This is a genomic window from Bacillus sp. AFS073361, from assembly GCF_002567005.1.
Taxonomy (GTDB): domain Bacteria; phylum Bacillota; class Bacilli; order Bacillales; family Cytobacillaceae; genus Neobacillus.
The window spans coordinates 108,564-126,088 of record NZ_NUZU01000037.1 but is presented as its reverse complement, the minus strand read 5'-3'; the positions used below and the strand labels follow the sequence as shown (position 1 = coordinate 126,088).

At 38.5% G+C, this 17,525-nt stretch carries 17 protein-coding genes; 2 read left to right on the top strand and 15 right to left on the bottom strand.

All coding sequences use genetic code 11. The features are described from left to right. Positions 1 to 34: 34 nt before the first annotated feature. The 11 genes from COJ96_RS18205 to COJ96_RS18155 all read right to left on the bottom strand — a co-directional run bounded on the left by COJ96_RS18205 (position 35) and on the right by COJ96_RS18155 (position 10,667). The gene (locus COJ96_RS18205; RefSeq protein WP_098575223.1) at positions 35 to 1,447 is read right to left on the bottom strand and encodes an amino acid permease; all 1,413 of its coding nucleotides are present in this window, start codon (positions 1,445 to 1,447) and stop codon (positions 35 to 37) included. Positions 1,448 to 1,470: 23 nt separating this feature from the next. Then, positions 1,471 to 2,742 carry a kynureninase gene (kynU, locus tag COJ96_RS18200; RefSeq protein ID WP_098575222.1) on the bottom strand — a complete coding sequence of 424 codons (1,272 nt, stop codon included), beginning with the start codon at positions 2,740 to 2,742 and terminating at the stop codon, positions 1,471 to 1,473. 54 nt (positions 2,743 to 2,796) lie between these two features. Further along, the gene (locus tag COJ96_RS18195) at positions 2,797 to 3,585 is read right to left on the bottom strand and encodes a 2-keto-4-pentenoate hydratase (protein ID WP_098575221.1); all 789 of its coding nucleotides are present in this window, start codon (positions 3,583 to 3,585) and stop codon (positions 2,797 to 2,799) included. Positions 3,586 to 3,629: 44 nt separating this feature from the next. Next, on the bottom strand, positions 3,630 to 4,409 hold the full coding sequence (locus COJ96_RS18190) for a 2-keto-4-pentenoate hydratase (RefSeq protein WP_098575220.1): 780 nt from the start codon (positions 4,407 to 4,409) through the stop codon (positions 3,630 to 3,632). Between the two features lie 69 nt (positions 4,410 to 4,478). After that, positions 4,479 to 5,945 carry an aldehyde dehydrogenase gene (locus tag COJ96_RS18185; RefSeq protein ID WP_373561716.1) on the bottom strand — a complete coding sequence of 489 codons (1,467 nt, stop codon included), beginning with the start codon at positions 5,943 to 5,945 and terminating at the stop codon, positions 4,479 to 4,481. Next, the gene (locus tag COJ96_RS18180) at positions 5,938 to 6,411 is read right to left on the bottom strand and encodes a RidA family protein (protein WP_098575499.1); all 474 of its coding nucleotides are present in this window, start codon (positions 6,409 to 6,411) and stop codon (positions 5,938 to 5,940) included. Before COJ96_RS18180 ends, COJ96_RS18185 begins: the two co-directional genes overlap by 8 nt. Positions 6,412 to 6,434: 23 nt before the next feature. Beyond that, positions 6,435 to 7,445 carry an amidohydrolase family protein gene (locus COJ96_RS18175; protein WP_180230172.1) on the bottom strand — a complete coding sequence of 337 codons (1,011 nt, stop codon included), beginning with the start codon at positions 7,443 to 7,445 and terminating at the stop codon, positions 6,435 to 6,437. After that, the gene (locus COJ96_RS18170; RefSeq protein WP_098575219.1) at positions 7,430 to 7,969 is read right to left on the bottom strand and encodes a 3-hydroxyanthranilate 3,4-dioxygenase; all 540 of its coding nucleotides are present in this window, start codon (positions 7,967 to 7,969) and stop codon (positions 7,430 to 7,432) included. The genes COJ96_RS18175 and COJ96_RS18170 overlap by 16 nt, the downstream gene beginning before the upstream one ends. Positions 7,970 to 8,004: 35 nt before the next feature. Beyond that, positions 8,005 to 8,571 (bottom strand): NADPH-dependent FMN reductase, encoded by a 567-nt coding sequence (locus COJ96_RS18165; RefSeq protein ID WP_098575218.1) that lies wholly within the window; start codon positions 8,569 to 8,571, stop codon positions 8,005 to 8,007. A gap of 60 nt (positions 8,572 to 8,631) precedes the next feature. Beyond that, entirely contained in the window at positions 8,632 to 9,156 is a 525-nt protein-coding gene (locus COJ96_RS18160) for an FAD synthetase family protein (protein WP_098575217.1), read from the bottom strand. A gap of 32 nt (positions 9,157 to 9,188) precedes the next feature. Further along, entirely contained in the window at positions 9,189 to 10,667 is a 1,479-nt protein-coding gene (locus COJ96_RS18155) for a 4-hydroxyphenylacetate 3-hydroxylase family protein (RefSeq protein WP_098575216.1), read from the bottom strand. A 382-nt stretch (positions 10,668 to 11,049) separates the two neighbouring features. Here COJ96_RS18155 and COJ96_RS18150 point away from each other — a divergent pair, with 382 nt between their 5' ends. Together COJ96_RS18150 and COJ96_RS18145 are read left to right on the top strand one after the other, a co-directional pair. Beyond that, positions 11,050 to 11,682, top strand: coding sequence for a Crp/Fnr family transcriptional regulator (locus COJ96_RS18150; RefSeq protein ID WP_098575215.1), 633 nt, complete (start codon positions 11,050 to 11,052; stop codon positions 11,680 to 11,682). Continuing rightward, positions 11,682 to 12,338 carry a Crp/Fnr family transcriptional regulator gene (locus COJ96_RS18145; RefSeq protein ID WP_098575214.1) on the top strand — a complete coding sequence of 219 codons (657 nt, stop codon included), beginning with the start codon at positions 11,682 to 11,684 and terminating at the stop codon, positions 12,336 to 12,338. Before COJ96_RS18150 ends, COJ96_RS18145 begins: the two co-directional genes overlap by 1 nt. Before the next feature lie 55 nt (positions 12,339 to 12,393). Here the strand turns inward: COJ96_RS18145 and COJ96_RS18140 are convergent, their stop codons facing one another. The 4 genes from COJ96_RS18140 to COJ96_RS18125 all read right to left on the bottom strand — a co-directional run bounded on the left by COJ96_RS18140 (position 12,394) and on the right by COJ96_RS18125 (position 17,413). Further along, on the bottom strand, positions 12,394 to 13,080 hold the full coding sequence (locus COJ96_RS18140) for a hypothetical protein (RefSeq protein WP_180230171.1): 687 nt from the start codon (positions 13,078 to 13,080) through the stop codon (positions 12,394 to 12,396). A 78-nt stretch (positions 13,081 to 13,158) separates the two neighbouring features. Beyond that, entirely contained in the window at positions 13,159 to 13,956 is a 798-nt protein-coding gene (locus COJ96_RS18135) for a rhamnogalacturonan acetylesterase (RefSeq protein WP_373561714.1), read from the bottom strand. A 189-nt stretch (positions 13,957 to 14,145) separates the two neighbouring features. Then, positions 14,146 to 14,943 (bottom strand): hypothetical protein, encoded by a 798-nt coding sequence (locus tag COJ96_RS18130; protein ID WP_098575212.1) that lies wholly within the window; start codon positions 14,941 to 14,943, stop codon positions 14,146 to 14,148. A 100-nt stretch (positions 14,944 to 15,043) separates the two neighbouring features. Beyond that, positions 15,044 to 17,413 (bottom strand): polyprenyl synthetase family protein, encoded by a 2,370-nt coding sequence (locus tag COJ96_RS18125; RefSeq protein ID WP_373561713.1) that lies wholly within the window; start codon positions 17,411 to 17,413, stop codon positions 15,044 to 15,046. Positions 17,414 to 17,525: the final 112 nt, after the last annotated feature.

The following is a 17,525-nucleotide window of genomic DNA, read 5'->3' as shown; positions in this document are numbered from 1 at the left end:
CTCCATCATTCTAATGTAGTTATATTTTTAGGAATTAATTTACCTTTTTGTTTAAAATTGCTTCAGACTCATTCTTTTTAGGGTTGATTCTTCTTTTAAAAATAAAATAGGCTGCCGTTAAAAATAATAACCATGGAACACCGAATTGAAGCATGATTTTAAAACCTGTAAACCATGTGGTGATCATTAAACTGAGCAGAAGAATTGCTCCTAAAAGCGTCAAATAAGGAAATCCTGGCATTTTAACTGGCAATTTCCGTCCTCCTGATTTTTCCCACTTTCTTCTGAAAAATAAATGAGAAACAAACACCATAAACCATGTAAAAATGGCACCAAACATAGATATTCCCATCATAAAGGCATATGACGAGTCAGGTAATAAGGCATTGACTGCTGCAGCAAGAAATATTCCCAAAGTAGAAACGGTAAGAGCACTTAACGGTACTCCTTTTTTGCTTAATTTACCTAAAAAGGCAGGTGCATAATTTCCTCGTGATAGAGAAAACATCATTCGTGTCGAAGCATAAAGCTGACTATTCATGGCCGAGAGAGCCGCTGTTAAAATAATAAAATTCATAATTCCACTTGCCCCTGGAATATTTAAGAGTTCCATCACTTTTACGAAAGGACTTTCCTCCACTCCGGCTGATTTCCACGGAACAATCATTAACATAATGCCAATAGTAATAATATAAAATGTCGATAAACGAAAGACGGTTGCTTTCAAAGCTTTTGGTACCGCAACATCTGGATCCTTGGCTTCTCCAGCAGTAACGGCGATCAATTCCGTACCTAAAAAGCTAAATAGAGAAATAAAGATAGCGACCCACATTCCCCACGTGCCGAACGGTAAGAAACCACCTTCATTAACGAAGTTCTCAGGTCCCATTTCCGGCTTAGACTGCCCTCCTATGAAAACATATGCTCCAAGGAGAATGAATCCAACGATGGCACTAATTTTGATCATAGAAAACCAATATTCAAATGTTGCAAAAGTATTGACACTTGTTGCATTTACATAAATTAGGACAGCGGCGAACAATAAAATCCAGACAAACCCAGGGACACCTGGAAACCAATATTTCATATATACTGCAATGGCACTTACTTCTACTCCAACAGCAAGAACATTTGCAATCCAATACGAATAGCGGACCAGATAACCTGCGAACGGGCTTATATACTTCTCAGATATGGTTCCAAACGACCCTGAAGTTGGATGGGCCACCGTCATTTCTGATAAACATCCCATTAAAAGTAAGACAATGAAGGCACCAATCGCGTAACTGATTAATACACTTGGGCCAGCAGTACTGATTGCAAGACCGCTGCCAAGGAAAAGACCTGTTCCAATCGCACAACCCATCGCAATCATAGTCAGTTGACTGGTTTTTAATTCACGCTTTAATCCTGATCCATTTCCGTTATTAAAATTATTATTCGCCATATATTTCCTCCTCGACCCTTTAGTTAAGCAACGACTTCACGTTCATTTTTAAACTTTTCATATTGCTTTTCATTCATAATCTTCTTAAGAATCTGGACAACTTCCCAAACATCCGTATATGAGGTATAAAGCGCGACAGGAGCAAGACGAATGATGTTTGGAGCACGGAAATCTGGAATGATCCCATTTTCTTTCAACGCTTTACAAATTCGTGCTGCCTCTATATGCTCTAAGCTTACATGACCCCCACGGCGGAAATCCTCAACTGGGTTTCCAATTGTAAATCCCATGCCTGCTGCCTCTTGATCCAGTAGGTCCATTAATAATTGATTAATCTTTAATGACTTAGCACGAATATTTTCAATTCCTGCTTCTGCAAAAATCTCCAATGCGCCTAGTAACGGAGCAAGACTCAATACATGTGGTGTCCCAATTTGATAGGCTCCTGCGGAATCAGCCGGTGTAAGTGTGTGCTCCATATCAAATTGTTTCTCTTTTTTCGAACCGAACCAGCCAGCCAAACCTGGGGCTGTACCAAAATGTTTAGAATTCACATATAAACCGCCCACACTTCCAGGACCGCCATTTAAATGTTTGTAATTGCACCAATAGGCAAAATCAACGCCCCATTCACTAAACGAATGCGGAATCGCTCCAATCGAATGACACCCATCAAAACCAATTAGTATTCCTCTCTTATTGGCTTCTGCTGTTAGACGTTTCATATCTAATATTTGGCCGCTTCGATATAGGACGGTCGGCAGAATGATCAGTGCAATCTCATCTGTCATTGCATTAATAATATCTTCTTCCTCTAAAAAGCGTCCGTCACGGCTTTTTACACGTACAAGATGTGTCTCTGGATCCAACCCATGAATGCGAAGTTGGCTTTGCAGTGCATAGATATCTGAAGGAAAAGTTAATTCATCAGCCAAAATTTTTGTTCTTGTACCTTCTGGCTTATAAAAAGTAGCAACTAACTGATGCAAATTGACCGTTGTGGAACCTGTTACAATTACTTCATTAGCTGAAGCACCTACTAATGGAGCAAGCATCTCTCCTAGTTTTTCCGATAAAAAAAACCAAGGGTGTTTCCCATTTGTCCAGCCGTCAATCCCATGCTCTTTCCAATCATTTAATGACTCCAACAGCGTCCGCTCTGCTCTTTTCGATAGAAGGCCCAATGAATTCCCATCCATATAGATGGAATTCGGTTTTATGTAAAATTCTTCTCTAAATCTATTAAGGCTATCTTCTCTGTCTAATTGTTTTGCATATTTTAAAGTTATATGCATATGTATCTCCTCCAATCTTCCACACCATGTTATATAAATTATGAAGCAGTCTGATTATTTACTAGTAAAAGAAACACTGCCTAGTTCCGCAAATTGTGCCAAAATGGTATCACCTGGTTGAAAGCTAATGGCTTCTGTTATAGCGCCACTAAGAACGATATCGCCTTTCTTTAATCCCCGATCAGTTTCGCCGAGCTTATTTACAGCCCAAGCAACGGCAGCAGCTGGATCTCCTAATACAGCAGCACTGCTTCCCGTTGTTGCAACCTGTGAATTCTTAGACATATAAACACCAATTTCTTTCTGGTTTAAAGCATCCGGCGATACCCATTTGCTGCCTACAATAAATTTTGCGGAAGAACAGTTATCCGCAATGACATCTACTAGTGTGAACTTGAAATCTAAATAACGGCTATCAATAATCTCGATTGCTGGTGCGACATATTTCGTCACCTTTAGAATATCCTCAGCTGTAACACTAGTTCCTTGGATATCTTCATTAATCAAGAAAGCAATTTCGGGTTCTGCCTTAGGATGTATAAAACTGCTAAATGGAACGGGTTCCCATTCAGGTACAAGCATATCATCCATTAAATAACCGTAGATAGCTTCATGGACACCCATCATCTCCTGCTTTGCCTTACTTGTTAAACCTAGTTTTACACCAATTCGGCGAAGCCCCTTCTGTTCTTTTTGCTCAATTAATTTTTGTTGTATTTCATAGGCTTGCTCAAATGATAGTGTCGGATAACTAGTGGTAATTTTTTCGACTTCCAGCTTGTTCTTTTCTGCAGCTAATAGGTAGTTTACGATTTCTTGTTCTGTTCCTTGCAACAGCGACATAATGGTACCTCCACTTTTAATATTTATATTCGAGAAAAACTCACTTACTCAAATGTTACAGATACAGTTCCTAATGGACCAAAATCTGCACCAATCATGTCACCTTGGTTTACTGCAATGGCACCAGAAAGTGCACCGGGAAGAATTAACTCACCCGCTTTAAGAGTAATCCCAAATTCATGTAATTTATTGGCTAACCATGCGACTGCTTGTGCGGGGTGTCCAAGAGCGGCCGCTCCTGATCCTGTAGCCACAAGCACATCATTTTTATAAAGTACCATTCCTTGGGTTCGCAAATCAATGCCTTCTATAGGACTCATTTTCTTTCCAACTACTACTCTCGCAGACGAGCCATTATCTGCTACCGTATCAACCAACTTGATTTTCCAGTCAGAAATACGGCTGTCAATAATTTCGATGGTAGGTACTACATATTTGGTAGCCATTAACACATCTAAATAATTCACATTTGGCCCAACCAAGTCATGTTCCAAAATAAAACCAATTTCCGCTTCAACCTTCGGACTGATAAAATCAGCAATTTTTACTGTTTCTTCATCTGCTATTTTCATAGTATCTAACAGGTGGCCATAATCAGGCTCATCCACGCCTAGCATTTGCTGCATTGCGATACTGGTTAGCCCAACCTTTTTCCCAATTACTTTATGTCCCTCTATTAACTTTTTATCGATGACTGCGAGTTGAATTTGATAGGCATCGCCTACAGTTAGTTCCGAATAGCGCTCCGTTAGTGGTGAGACAGAATATTGATGACTTTCTGCATTGATTAATTCATTCGCAATTCCCTCTACTAATATTTCCATTTCCTCCTCCACCTTCCTTTTCAATATTCATAGTTAAAAAGTGGCCTTCCAGCCACCTTTTACTTTATTTTATAATTTCATTGTAATGGTTTTGGCTTCTGTATAAAATTCAAAACTATGACGACCGCCTTCACGACCAATTCCGCTCGCCTTTGAACCACCAAATGGTGTTCTTAAATCACGATAATACCAGCAATTGATCCAGAATAAGCCTGATTCGATTTGAGAGGCTACCCGATGAGCACGTCTTAAATCATTTGACCAAACTACTCCTGCTAAACCATAAATCGAATCGTTAGCAATTTGAATCGCTTCCTCTTCCGTTTTAAATGGAATGACGACTAATACTGGGCCAAAGATTTCTTCTTGTGCGACTCTCATTTTGTTATTTACATCATAGAGCACGGTTGGCTCGTAAAAGTTCCCTTCTGACAATCCAGCCACACGCTTACCTCCTACAGCAAGTTTCGCCCCTTCAGAAAGTCCAATTTGGACATAATGATCAACAGTTTCTAAATGACCTTTAGTAATCAGTGCGCCCATATCGGTCTTTTCATCCAATGGATCGCCCACTCTAATGTTCTTTGCTGCAGCAACAAATTTTTCAAGGAATTTATCGTAAATCGATTCTTGTACTAGTAAACGGGAACCAGCTAAACAGATTTCTCCCTGATTTCTAAAAATCGCTTCAATGGAGCCTGCGACAGCTTCATCTAAGTCTGCATCCTCAAAGACGATATTGGCAGATTTGCCGCCCAATTCTAATGATACGGGAATTAGTTGTGATGCTGCATTTCTCATAACCGTTTTACCAGTAGAACTTTCCCCGACAAAGGAAATTCTGCGGACGTATGGATGAGTGGTCATTGCGGTTCCCACTGTTCCACCTGGACCTGTCAGTATATTCAACACGCCGGGTGGTAATCCTGCTTCGTTGGCAATTTCACCTAACATGACTGCACTTAGTGGCGTATAGGATGCTGGTTTAACAATCACGGTATTACCAGCCGCTAACGCGGCGGAAGCTTTCCATGTCATTTGCATGAATGGTAAATTCCAAGGAATGATTAAGCTTGTGACACCGGCTGGAGCGTATTTGGTATAGCTCATATGCTTGGATTGTTCGTAATGCTCATGATTCATGTATTTTGCCATTTCTGCAAAGAATCTTAAGTTTGATGCTGCGCGCGGGATATCAAAATCTCTGCTTTCTCTTATTGGCTTACCTACATCTAATGTTTCAATTAACGCTAATTCCTCGACTCGTTCCATAACAAGATCCGCCATTCGGCAAAGAATCTTTGCTCTTTCTTCAACTGGCATTTTACTCCAAATACCACTATCATAGGTGCGCTTGGCAATCTGTATTGCTCTTTCAACATCTTGCTCACTAGCACTAGCAACTTCGGCTAATTTTTGATTTGTGGCTGGATTAAGTGTGTCAAAAGTTTCCCCTGAAATAGCGCTTACATATTCTCCATTGATAAATAACTTGGCATTGTTAATTTGTATTTGTTTTTCTATGACCTTACTCACCAATTTCACCTTCCCAAACTTCTACAATCATCTCGACCTCTACTGCATTATTGTGTGGCAGTTGTGCCATACCTATTGCTGATCTCGCATGCCTTCCCTTTTCACCAAACACTTCCACCAACAAATCGGAGGATCCATTCATTACTTTTGGATGGTCTTTAAAATCAGTAGTGCTGTTGACCATACCCAGGATTTTGACAATCCGTTTCACTTTGCTAAGGTCGCCAAGTTCATTCTTGATTACTGCTAATAGATTAAGCATACATTGTCTTGCCGCTTGGTAGCCTACTTCTATCGAAACATCGTCACCAAGTTTTCCCCGGTATTCATCAGTACCCTGACCTGATGTGAAAATTAGATTCCCTGTTCGTACACAGCTAACATAATTACCTGATGCAGGGCGGAGAGCCGGCAGCTTTATTCCTAGTTCCTTTAATCTTTCTTCTGGAGTCATCACTTTGTCTATCATTTTTTCATCCTTCTTTCTGGTTAAATTAGTTGATTAACTGGTAAATTTAAAAATCTAAGTGCATTTTCACCAAGCATCGCCCGTTTCTGTTCTTCACTTAGGGTGAGTGTGTCATCAATAATCCTTCCAGGTGGAGTTTCCCGTAGTAAAAATGGATAATCCGACCCCATAATCACTTGTTCTGCACCAAATTTTCCAACTAAAAATTTGATATTAACAGGGTTATTAACAATTGAATCATAGAAAAATTTCTTAGCATAAAAACTTGGCGGCTTCTCCGTAAGCTGCAAATGCGGCCACACATTCCATCCATGATCAAGTCTTGGAAGAATGTAAGGTAATGAACCGCCTCCATGAGAAAAACAAATTTTTAGTCCAGGAAATTTCTCGATAACACCACCTAGGATTAAACTGGCAGCAGCTAGTGCTGTTTCACTTGGCATTCCAACCGTATACATTAAGTTATGTGAGGAAAAACGGTCTCCGCCCAGTGTTTCCCATGGATGAATAAATATAGGGACATTCCATTTTTCACACATCGCAAAGAAATCAATTAACGATTCATCGTCTAAATTTTTGCCATTAATATTTGTGCCAATCTCAACCCCTTTTAAGCCAAGTTGATGTATACAGCGGTCTAGTTCAAGAATCGCTTCTTCGACATTTTGCAGAGGAACCGTCCCCAGACCAATAAACTTGGTTGGATGTTTAGCTACAGTTTCAGCAATGAAGTCATTTTGAAATCTAGCCATTGCTACGGCTTCTTCTATAGGTGCCCAATAGGAGAACGTAACGGGAATTGGCGATAAAACTTGTATATCTACATTTTCTACATCCATATCGTGAATCCTTTTTTCTGGACTCCAAACTTGGTCGGTCACTTCACGGAACACTTTTCCGGATACCATGATATTGGCACCGCATGAGCATGTAGGCTTTAGGACCGGCCACTTATCATTTTGGAACTTCGCCGCAAAATCAGGGAAATTTTCAGGGATGATATGTGTATGAAAATCTACTCGCATTTCCATTCACTCGCTTCTTCAGGCATAATATGTCCACAGTTCTTACAAGTGCGAAGTTCTAAATTACTGTTAAATCCCTGAATAGCTTCTTTTACCTGCACTTCAATATTCGTTAATTGGACGGTAACGCGGTGCATTTCATGATCACATTTATCACAGAACCAAACAAAATCCTCTAATTCCCCATCTGCTCTGTCACGTTCAATAACAATCCCGATTGTATCAGCGACACGGTGTGGAGAGTGGGGAACATTTGGTGGGAGATGAAATACTTCTCCTTCTTTCACGGTAATTACTTCTCTTTTACCTTCTGCATTAATAATTTCAACGTAGCAAGCACCCTTTAATTGGTAAAAAATCTCTTCAGATGGGTCCACATGAAAATCACGTCGTTTATTTGGACCACCGAGCACCATAAACATTAGTTCAGAATCCTTCCAAACAACTTTATTATTTACAGGCGGCTTAAGAGAATCCTTATTTTCGTTTATAAATCCCCACAGGTTAATTGGTTTTAAAGAGTTTGTCATTGAAATCTTCTCCTCTCAAATTTTAATACATATACTTATCCATTTACTGTTGCAAATTCTTCCTTTGCTGATTTTAATGCCTCCTGCATAAAGACCACTTCTTTGGCTAAAGCAGTAATTCTAGTCAGCACCTCTGCATCGATAAGTTCATTTTCTTTATTAAAATGATCGTTATTGACATATACATAGCCAGGTGCAACAAAGGCTCGGAAAAATCCTGCGATCGGTTTTAATTGATTTTCGATAACTAGGTAATGCTGGTATGTACCTCCTGTTGCGACAAAACCCATTACTTTGTTGCGAATATCCTTTGGATTGATTAAATCAAACAAATTTTTGAGTGTTCCTGATAAAGACCCCTGGAATATCGGTGTTCCAATAATATAGAAGTCAGCAGAATTAACAATATCGAGAACTTTTTTTGTGTCACCTGTATAGTTTGAAGGATTTCGTCCATCACAGAATTGCACATCATAATCTCTTAAATCAAGTAATTCTACTTCAACGTGAGGATGATGTTTCTTTACTTCCTCTAATACCTTTTGAACAACTATACTTGTTTTTGCTCCAATAATGGTGCCTGAAATTCCTAATAACTTCATAGTATGAACTCCCTTCTATTGCTGAGTGATATCAAGTAGTTTCATTTACTTTTCTCCTGATTATAGTCCTAGTAACGAGTAGGACTGCTGGAGATCTCCGTCTGAAATTAACTGGCGGATTCTCGTCGATGAAATAAGTTTTCCGCTTTTACAATAAACAGGAGGAGTGATATTGATATGAAAATACTTTTCTAAATAATTCACATCGCCTTCTCTATTTTTTCCAAAATGAAAATCAGCCCCCACTGTAACCTCTACCGGGTTTAACTTAGATAATTCACAGATAAAATCCTCAGGGGGCCTGGTCGCATACCATTCATCGAAGCTGGCAACAATTATATAATCAACACCTAACTTCGCGATCCTGCTAACCTTTTCCTGAATGGGTGTCAAAATTTGAACGCCCTTAAAATAATTTCGAGGAGGCGGATCGAAAGTATAGACAACGCTAGGAACCTGATTATCCCGACTCTTTTCCACTGCTTGCTTAATCACGGCTTGATGTCCTCTATGGACACCATCAAATGCACCAATGGCAATTACAGAACCTGCGAGTTTCAGAACTCCATCTTTAAGCATTTGCATTGTTCACACTTCCTCGTCATATTAATTGACGTTTATAAGCTAGTAACCTCATTTTTTTGCTTAAATATTTTCATTGCTTCATCAGCCAGTTCAAAGGAATTTTTCCTTTTGTGGTTGTTATAGAAAATCGCTCTTTTACGAATTGGATCTCCAGTATAATAGCGTTCATATTGAAGTACCCTTTGTCCGAATGCTTCACCGCATAAATCCCATGCTAATTTAAAGAGGTGGACACGCTCTTCCGCTGAAACGCCCTCTCTACCCAGATAATACTTCTCTAAATCCTCTCTTAATTCCGGATTCTCGAAATCGGCATCTGTCGGTGACATTAATAGTCCACCTGCACCAATGATTTGCATCACCTCAATCGCACGTGGGTACATTTTCGGCAGCAATCCTCTAATGGTTTCAAGTGGTGCATAGGCTGGCATCGCTTCGCCAGTAGCAGTTACTTCATGTTCATACTCTGAAATTCGGAGCAATGCCCTAATCGATTCAACTGATTGGACTAATTCTCCTAAATCATTTTGTACATTAAGGAAACTATCAACACCAATAGAGTCGGCGATTTTACAAGCCACTTCGGTTGCAAATTGCAGTTTGATTAACCCTCTTACACCAGACTGATGAGCTGGCTGCTGAGCGATTCCTGTTTTCGGGTAAAGTAAATTGGCTGCTTCTACATTGTTATAAAGGAATACACGCTCCCAAGGTACTAAAACATCATTAAAGACTAGGACCGCATCCATTTCTTCAAATCTTGATGCTAATGGGTGATCATAAACAGAACGCTTTCCATCCTGCATCGCTTCTCGGCAGATAATGCGAAGGCCTGGCGTATCTAGTGGAAGTGCAAACGCGAGCGCATAACGTTCATCTCCAGGCTTAAAGCCAGGGAAAGAATAGACAATTACTTCGTCAGTAATGGGTGCAAGAGTAGCCAGCATTTTCGCTCCTCTTACGATTAATCCATCAGGCGTTTCTTTAACCGCTCCTAAATGGGTAAACATATCTTGTTGTTCGTGTGAAGATTTACTCCGGTCATTCTGCGGATTGATGATGGCATGTGTTAAAAATAAGTCCTGATCACGGATATGCTTAAAATAAGAACGAATGTTTTTTCCCCATTCAGGATTGTATTTATCTAAAAACTCGGAATTACTCGCCATCGAAGTTACGACGACATTTAAGAAATCAGGAGTCCTGCCCATTAACCCAAATGTTGCTTTGGCAAACTCTTCGAACGTTCTTCTTCTAGCTTGCAAATCTTGATAGCTTTTAGGTACTAAGAATGCATTCGAGATTCTTTCTCCCGTTTCTTCACAAATATGAGTAATCTCCTCTTGATACTTGGCATCATGCTGCATATCATATAGCTTTGCAATTTGAAGAATGGGCTGATGAAAAACTGGTTCATCAAAAATATTTTTTACTTTTTTTCCTGATAACCAAACTTCTGGTGTTCGGGCTTTTAACGCCTCGATATACTGTGCTCCTGTACGAATTCCCATAAAACATCCTCCTTTTAATTTATATTTTTATTATAAAATTGAAATTTTTGAGTCATTGTAGTCTGATTAACATTTTTTCTAAAAAGATATAATTTTCACTTTATTAAGATTAATAAAACAGCCCACATCATTCTTTATACAAATGGTAAATCCAATTGGGTAAACCATGGTTTTGGCTGAATTTTAAAAATTCAATCACAATGTTGATTTTATATCTTGAATCTTTTACACTACTGTTAAGTGGTTAACACAAATAAATTTTTTTACACTTAAATGTAAGCGCTAACAAATAATTACAACTAAGTCATAGCACTAGATTAATTACATATTTCATAGATTTACAGTTTTATTGATTTCACCATTTCACATAGGAGTTGATTAGTTGGCAATCTTGTTTGACAGTGATATCAATTGGGATTCTTGCTTACAGTTTGGTACTAGGCAATTCTTCAAAGAGAAAGCATCTATTTACCAGCAAGGTATGATGGGGGATGGATTTTATTATATCCAAAAGGGATTAATTAAAGTGACTACTACCACTTCGATTGGAAAAGAGCGCTTGTTAAACATCGCCATTCCTGGGCAATTATTAGGAGTGCAAGCGATGGACCGTCAGCCCCATTTTACGACGGCAACAGCGGTAAATGACTCTATACTTTATTTTTTCTCTTGTGAACATTTTCAAAAATTAATTAAGGATCAGCCTTCAATCCTTAACATTTTTATCAAAACCGTCATTCATAAAATGCACATCCTAGCTGATAAAATATATTTGGACTCTCTCACACCAGATCAACAATTGGCGGTGATTCTTCTAAATATTTGTTACGAGTTTAAGAATTATGAAGCTCCTCTTACACAACAAGACCTTACAAAATGCACTGGCTTAACGAGAATCACATTATATAAGATTTTAAAACAATGGAAAGAAGAAGAAATCCTTGAGATCCATAAGAAAAAATTCTTAATAAAAAAACCGGATGAATTAAAAAAACTTCTTGGTAAGGTGTTGTAATGAAAAATCTGCGTTATTCATGGCGACCATTTTTAAAATACGGAAAAAAACTTGAGGTAGAAGAAAATGAAATCGTTTACCATCAGGGCAGTGAAGGCAAGGGCTTTTTCTATTTATCTAGGGGTGGTATAAAGATCACTCTCCTTTCACATGAAGGTGTAGAGCGAACGGTGAATTATGTTCCAGAAGGTATGTTATTTGGGGAGCATGGAACTAGAAATGAACCCTATTTAACCTCTGCCATCTCAAACTGTCAATCTGAAATTTATTTTTTCTCTGATGAAGCTTTAGTGATGATTTGTAAAGAACATCCTGAGGCGGCATGTATTTTTACTAATTCATTAATCTATAAATTTAGGATTCTGGCAGAAATTATTGCCTTTCTTAATTCACCTATAGAACAGCAAATGGCTCATTTCCTTTTAAAACTAGTAAGTGAAAATGGTAATTTTTCAATCGACCAAACATCGTTTGCCCGCTACATAGGAACTTCCCGGATTACCGTAAATAAAATACTTAATAAGTGGAAAAATCAACAATGGATCCAAATCTCAAAACGTACGATCGACATCCTTGAAATCGATCGATTAAAAGAACTCAGAGACTCAGGTGTGATAAACATTTTAAACTTGGATGTATTAATGTTATCCAATTAAGAATAAAGATAAATGAATAGAAGCAGGAACCCTTGTAGGGTTTCCTGCTTCATTTTTAAAGATTTACTTTTACATATTTAGCTAAATAGATTTGTCCTTTTTGCTTGTAGTTTAGGAGAAATCCGGCAGGTACACAGTTGGACGTGATGGGTAATCCCACATCCGCGATAAGCCTATTACCTTCTACTTTCCAGTTTACGGATTGATAGAGCGGGAATCGATGGTGATAATAAGTATTTTTACAAATATTGGCTGCTTTCCATTTTTGACCTCTCCCGGTAATTTGAATGGTTTTATTCGTTGCTGTAATTTCGAAAACACGTTCTATGGTGTGGACGGGGTTGTCGATGTCCATCTCCTCGTAAGCCTGCCTTCCATTTGCAGTTTCTACTCGCTGGAGAATGTGTGCCTCCTTCTGTACTACCCATGTCCCTGTGCCAAGAGTTATTATTACGACGACTTCTTTTATTCCATCATTATTGAGATCTATTACATGTAGTTCGGGAGTCCGTGATTCACTCATTGCCACTTCCCATCCGAATGTTTCTACCACTTCTTTCCCTATTTTGACTCGAAAATCAATATACAGTTCTTCTTTTGGATTAGGAGTAGCATATAAATAAACCTTTTCCTTCTCATTTGCTACGACGAGAGTTTGTCTCGGTTCGGTTGGTACCTCAGCAGATACTATATTTGATGCGATAAATATCATACAAGCTAGGATAGCCAGGATTCTTTTCAATGCTTGCCCTTCTTTCCATTCTTGTTGTAAAGTTTGTGGCATAGCTAAAAACATACTGTGAAATGCTTCCAAATTAATTTATTTTATTATGTGATTTTGAAGTGGCACTAGCTTAGATTCCTTGATGCCTTCTAGCACTAGTCTTGCTATTTTCTTGGCACCAGTCTCCTTAAAATGTGTGTTGTCCTGAACACCATTTGGATAGTTCTTGTTCTCCCCAGGTTTTAGCCAAAGAAAAACATCCTTCGTCCTATCGGGTCCAAGCTCTTGAAACAATTCCTTGCTATTGGCAGTAAGGTCAATCACAGGTACATGTTCCTCCAAACCAAGTTCTTTCATAGCTGCTGGATACTCACCATGTGAATTACGTGCACTGCCTTCTTTGGTAAAGTTCCTTCGTTCAACGGGTGTAACAAGGACAGGAATAGCTTGTTTGGCACGCGCACCATCAATATATTGTTTTAAATAGCTCTTATATGTAGAGTACGGTACAGTATAACGGCTCGGATCGTTTATTTTTTCGTCATTATGTCCAAATTGAATAAAAAGGTAATCCCCTTTCTTAATTTGCTTCAAGATGGATACGAGTCTCCTTTCAGCAATAAAACTTTTTGAACTCCTTCCTGGTATAGCAGCATTTTTCACCACAATGGTATTATCGAAATAGCGTTGAATAAATTGTCCCCAACCCGCTCGAGGTGCATACGAACTTGAATATTCAGAAACAGTTGAGTCTCCCGCTAGATATACTGTTATACGTTTTTTGTGGGGGTATCCGTTATTGGCCATTTTGGCAAAGCTATTTATTGATATTAATCCAAAAACTAGTAATAGCAAGGTTGCCATTACTATTTTCCCATTAACTTTTTTTCGCATACCACCACTCCTTGATGTTAACCTCTAGGTATATTATATCGGTGATTATGTACCGATTATGCATTATTGGTGACTTTAATCGTTCGAGCGCCCCCTATGTCATGAAAAAAATATTGGCGACCAGACCCATCAAAATGAAGGGGCCTAGTCGCCAATTGAGATGGATCCATTTCTCTGTATCCTTAGAAACTATTTCAGATTGATACTATGTCTAAATTGATCATAATCCGTTTTAATAAAATGAAAGGCTGAAGCGTTTCCGCCGTGATCGGGGTGAGTTATTTTTAATAATTTTTTATACCTTGTTAAGACCTCTTTATCGCTCGCCATTTTTGAAAGTCCCAATTTTTGACGATAATCAATTGTGTGAGAAGGAGAAGGTGTATGGACTTTTTCTTCAAATTCAGGGTCTTTTTGTTTTCCTTTAAATAGTTCACCTTTTATTTTTAGCAGTTCATTCGTCAAATCAATATTCTCTTTTAGCAATTTCTTAGTTTCCATTTGAAATTCACTTTTCTCTTTTTCCAGTTTCATCAAATCTTTTTTTAATATGTCTATTTGCTGGATTAATCTAGCTATTGAGGTTTGATGGAGATGTTCGATTCCTTTTATATGTTCATCCTGTGCCTTTAATTTTACTTTTAATTGACGGATCATCATATCCAAATCGGAAGGACGATTAGTTAACGGTTTTGATGCTGATTCTTTAAGCGGATAGGTAGGTTTCTGTATTCCACTGCCCACTTTTTCAATCTGTCCTTCACGAAGCATTCGACGAACGATTTGAACAGCCGTGCTATCGGCAACCCCTGCGTCCTTTAATAAATGAAAGGCTTGATCTGTATTGTTAAGTATGTACCCCGTATCCTGTCCTGATCCCTTATAGGTAATCTTTCTTTCACGAAACCAACGTCTAACGGTTTGAATACTAGTATCTTCAGTGACTCCTGCTTCTATTAACAACTCGAAAGCTTGATCTGTGTTCAAAATGTTCCCCTTCATTCTCACTTTTTTATCATTATTTTATATGAGGAAATTTATAATGTGAATGGATAAAAGAGACTATCATTTTCGACAAAGACCACTATCAATGGTCACGATTTACTATATAATTTAATAAATGCTTTAAAAAAGAAATATTGCGCGGTATCTCCTGCAATGCTTCCATTGCCTGACAGTAATGTTCCCACATCTCTTTTCTAGCCCCTTCAGAACCTAGAATAGACACAAAAGTCGAGTTATTGTTTTCTGCATCCTTGCCAATGGGTTTTCCTAATAAATTCGTATCCCCTTCAACATCAAGCAGATCATCCTTTATCTGGAAAGCAATTCCGGCATGATGGGCGAATTTTTTTAAAGCGGCTATTTCGGACTCCTGCACTCGGGCAAGTATAGCAGGCATGATCAACGATGCTTCGAATGCTAAACCCGTTTTATAAAAGCACATTGTATTCAATTGTTCCAACGTCAATTGTTTCCCTTTAGAATTCAAGTCCATCGCTTGACCCATACACATAACTGCCGTCATCTCTGCCGAATAGTGGATTAATTGAAGGACAATGTTTGAATCAAATTGGTCAAGAGATGCTTGTTCTTCAATAGCTTTCTGAGTCAGGAAAAGGCCCGTTAACTCCGCGATCGAAACGTTAAAAACCTGATGGAGAGTTGGACGCCCTCTACGGGTAGAGGCATTATCCTGGGATGGTAAATCATCGAAGATTAAGGAAGCCGTATGCATATATTCTAATGATTTCAAAAGCGGCACGATGGCAGATCTATTTAGTCCATATTCGTTTACTCCCATAACCCAAGTCATGATGGGCCTTAATCGCTTTCCATCCCCTTCAAGACTGTAATTGGCAGCATCAATTAGTGGCTCAACGTCCTTAGTTTTATGGATTTTCAAGATTTGGTTGATCTCACTGCGAATGGATTCAACCGTATCTTTAAAAATTTCCTGCTCGTTTCGTTGATTCCTCAGCGTTATTATCATATGGTCTCGGAGTAGTTTATCAAAGAAATCAACATCATCCGCTTTACGCACCATTTTTTGAATGACACGATTAAATGCAGGATTTCCAGCAGCAAAAAGCTGCATCACTTCTTTATATTTATCTCTGCCCATACGTTCTTTATAGCGCTTAAGGCCGTTTATTGCCCGATCGAGAATCACCTCACAGGCCTTGCTATCTGAATGATACACCTCATGGATCAAGTTGGAAATAACAGTCCAGTATAATTCAAACGGGTTAATCAAATCGGCACGTTGATCATGATATTTTAAATAATAGGTATAGGGTGTTACCCTGCCATCTTTCAAGTCTTCATACATATCAGCAAAATCATCCGCAAGCTGGTTGTAAATACCGTAAAAAAAGGTGCGATTATCAATGCCTTCATCTTCTGGAGCATTAATGACCGAGCGAACAATCAATCGAGATGAAGAGGATTTTAAAATGACTGGTATATATAGTTCTTCATTTGTGTAAGTTGGATTGGATAAATCCTTTATACGGTCTACTTCCTGAGAATGAAAAAACACGTAGGCCAGCTCGAAAAACTTCTGTCTAGTTTCTAGTCGCAGACTAGATGTTATGTACTCAAAGGCATCCCGAAGTTCGGAATGAATAAATCGGATCAGATTCACATTTTTTCCTGTCCAATTACCTAATTTAGGAACGATTCCTGTAATGAGACTGGTGCGTATCAAATTGGAATACTGTTTTTCCTCTTCTATAGATAAGATTCCTGCATCAAGAAGGTCGTCAATAAAGGGATAGGTCAAACCATAGGAATATCCTAGTCTAATTGCATCAGCAAGTTTCTGTGAGCGCTCTTCAGCGGATAACTCATCCCCCATTTCTTCCATTTCATTCATGAATACCCCAGCGATGATTTTAATGAGCTTGCGCTGAGCATTTTCAGCATCCATCCCGTTTGGAATATTAGCAGAGACAGTCTTGAGTTTGTTAAATACCCAAATCAGTGTGGATTCAATGCCCTCCTTTTGGGCCATACGGTATAATCCCGCCATACTAAACATCTCATTATTTGTCTTTCGTTCTGGAGAACCTGAATGAATCAGTTGATTTTTCAAGTTGTCAACAACACGTTTGACTCTTGTCTGTGTCTCTGGAGAATCAAGGGCCTTTCCTAAATCGCGCATGAAAATATAAGAAATGCTCCGATCTAAGTAATTATCTAATTTACCAGTGTAATTTAGCCATTGGATATAATTGTGATAAGCTCGAGAATCAGGTTTTCCCTTGCCACGAGAAATGAAGGATAATATAGAATGATGGATATGGTTCCGTTTCCAGGATTGAATATCTTTTGTGATCGTCTGAACATAGTTCTTTTCTACAACCTGTTTATAAAGTGAATGAAAATAATGAGCAGCTTTCTGCTCTGCAATCTGATAGCTTAAATTTGGGTTTTTTATTAACTCCTTATTCATACATTTCATTACCCTCTTCTTAAGGTTGTTTTATTCTAATTAACTATCAAACTATTCTAATTATATTTAATGTTATAGAGTTTAACAATATAGTTATTAAATAACGAGACCG

What these genes read in the sequence shown, in the direction of transcription:
- COJ96_RS18205 (WP_098575223.1), bottom strand. Translation starts at nt 1,447, where the DNA reads ATGGCGAATAATAATTTTAATAACGGAAATGGATCAGGATTAAAGCGT.
- kynU (WP_098575222.1), bottom strand. Translation starts at nt 2,742, where the DNA reads ATGCATATAACTTTAAAATATGCAAAACAATTAGACAGAGAAGATAGC.
- COJ96_RS18195 (WP_098575221.1), bottom strand. Translation starts at nt 3,585, where the DNA reads ATGTCGCTGTTGCAAGGAACAGAACAAGAAATCGTAAACTACCTATTA.
- COJ96_RS18190 (WP_098575220.1), bottom strand. Translation starts at nt 4,409, where the DNA reads ATGGAAATATTAGTAGAGGGAATTGCGAATGAATTAATCAATGCAGAA.
- COJ96_RS18175 (WP_180230172.1), bottom strand. Translation starts at nt 7,445, where the DNA reads ATGGAAATGCGAGTAGATTTTCATACACATATCATCCCTGAAAATTTC.
- COJ96_RS18170 (WP_098575219.1), bottom strand. Translation starts at nt 7,969, where the DNA reads ATGACAAACTCTTTAAAACCAATTAACCTGTGGGGATTTATAAACGAA.
- COJ96_RS18165 (WP_098575218.1), bottom strand. Translation starts at nt 8,571, where the DNA reads ATGAAGTTATTAGGAATTTCAGGCACCATTATTGGAGCAAAAACAAGT.
- COJ96_RS18160 (WP_098575217.1), bottom strand. Translation starts at nt 9,156, where the DNA reads ATGCAAATGCTTAAAGATGGAGTTCTGAAACTCGCAGGTTCTGTAATT.
- COJ96_RS18155 (WP_098575216.1), bottom strand. Translation starts at nt 10,667, where the DNA reads ATGGGAATTCGTACAGGAGCACAGTATATCGAGGCGTTAAAAGCCCGA.
- COJ96_RS18145 (WP_098575214.1), top strand. Translation starts at nt 11,682, where the DNA reads ATGAAAAATCTGCGTTATTCATGGCGACCATTTTTAAAATACGGAAAA.
- COJ96_RS18135 (WP_373561714.1), bottom strand. Translation starts at nt 13,956, where the DNA reads ATGCGAAAAAAAGTTAATGGGAAAATAGTAATGGCAACCTTGCTATTA.
- COJ96_RS18125 (WP_373561713.1), bottom strand. Translation starts at nt 17,413, where the DNA reads ATGAATAAGGAGTTAATAAAAAACCCAAATTTAAGCTATCAGATTGCA.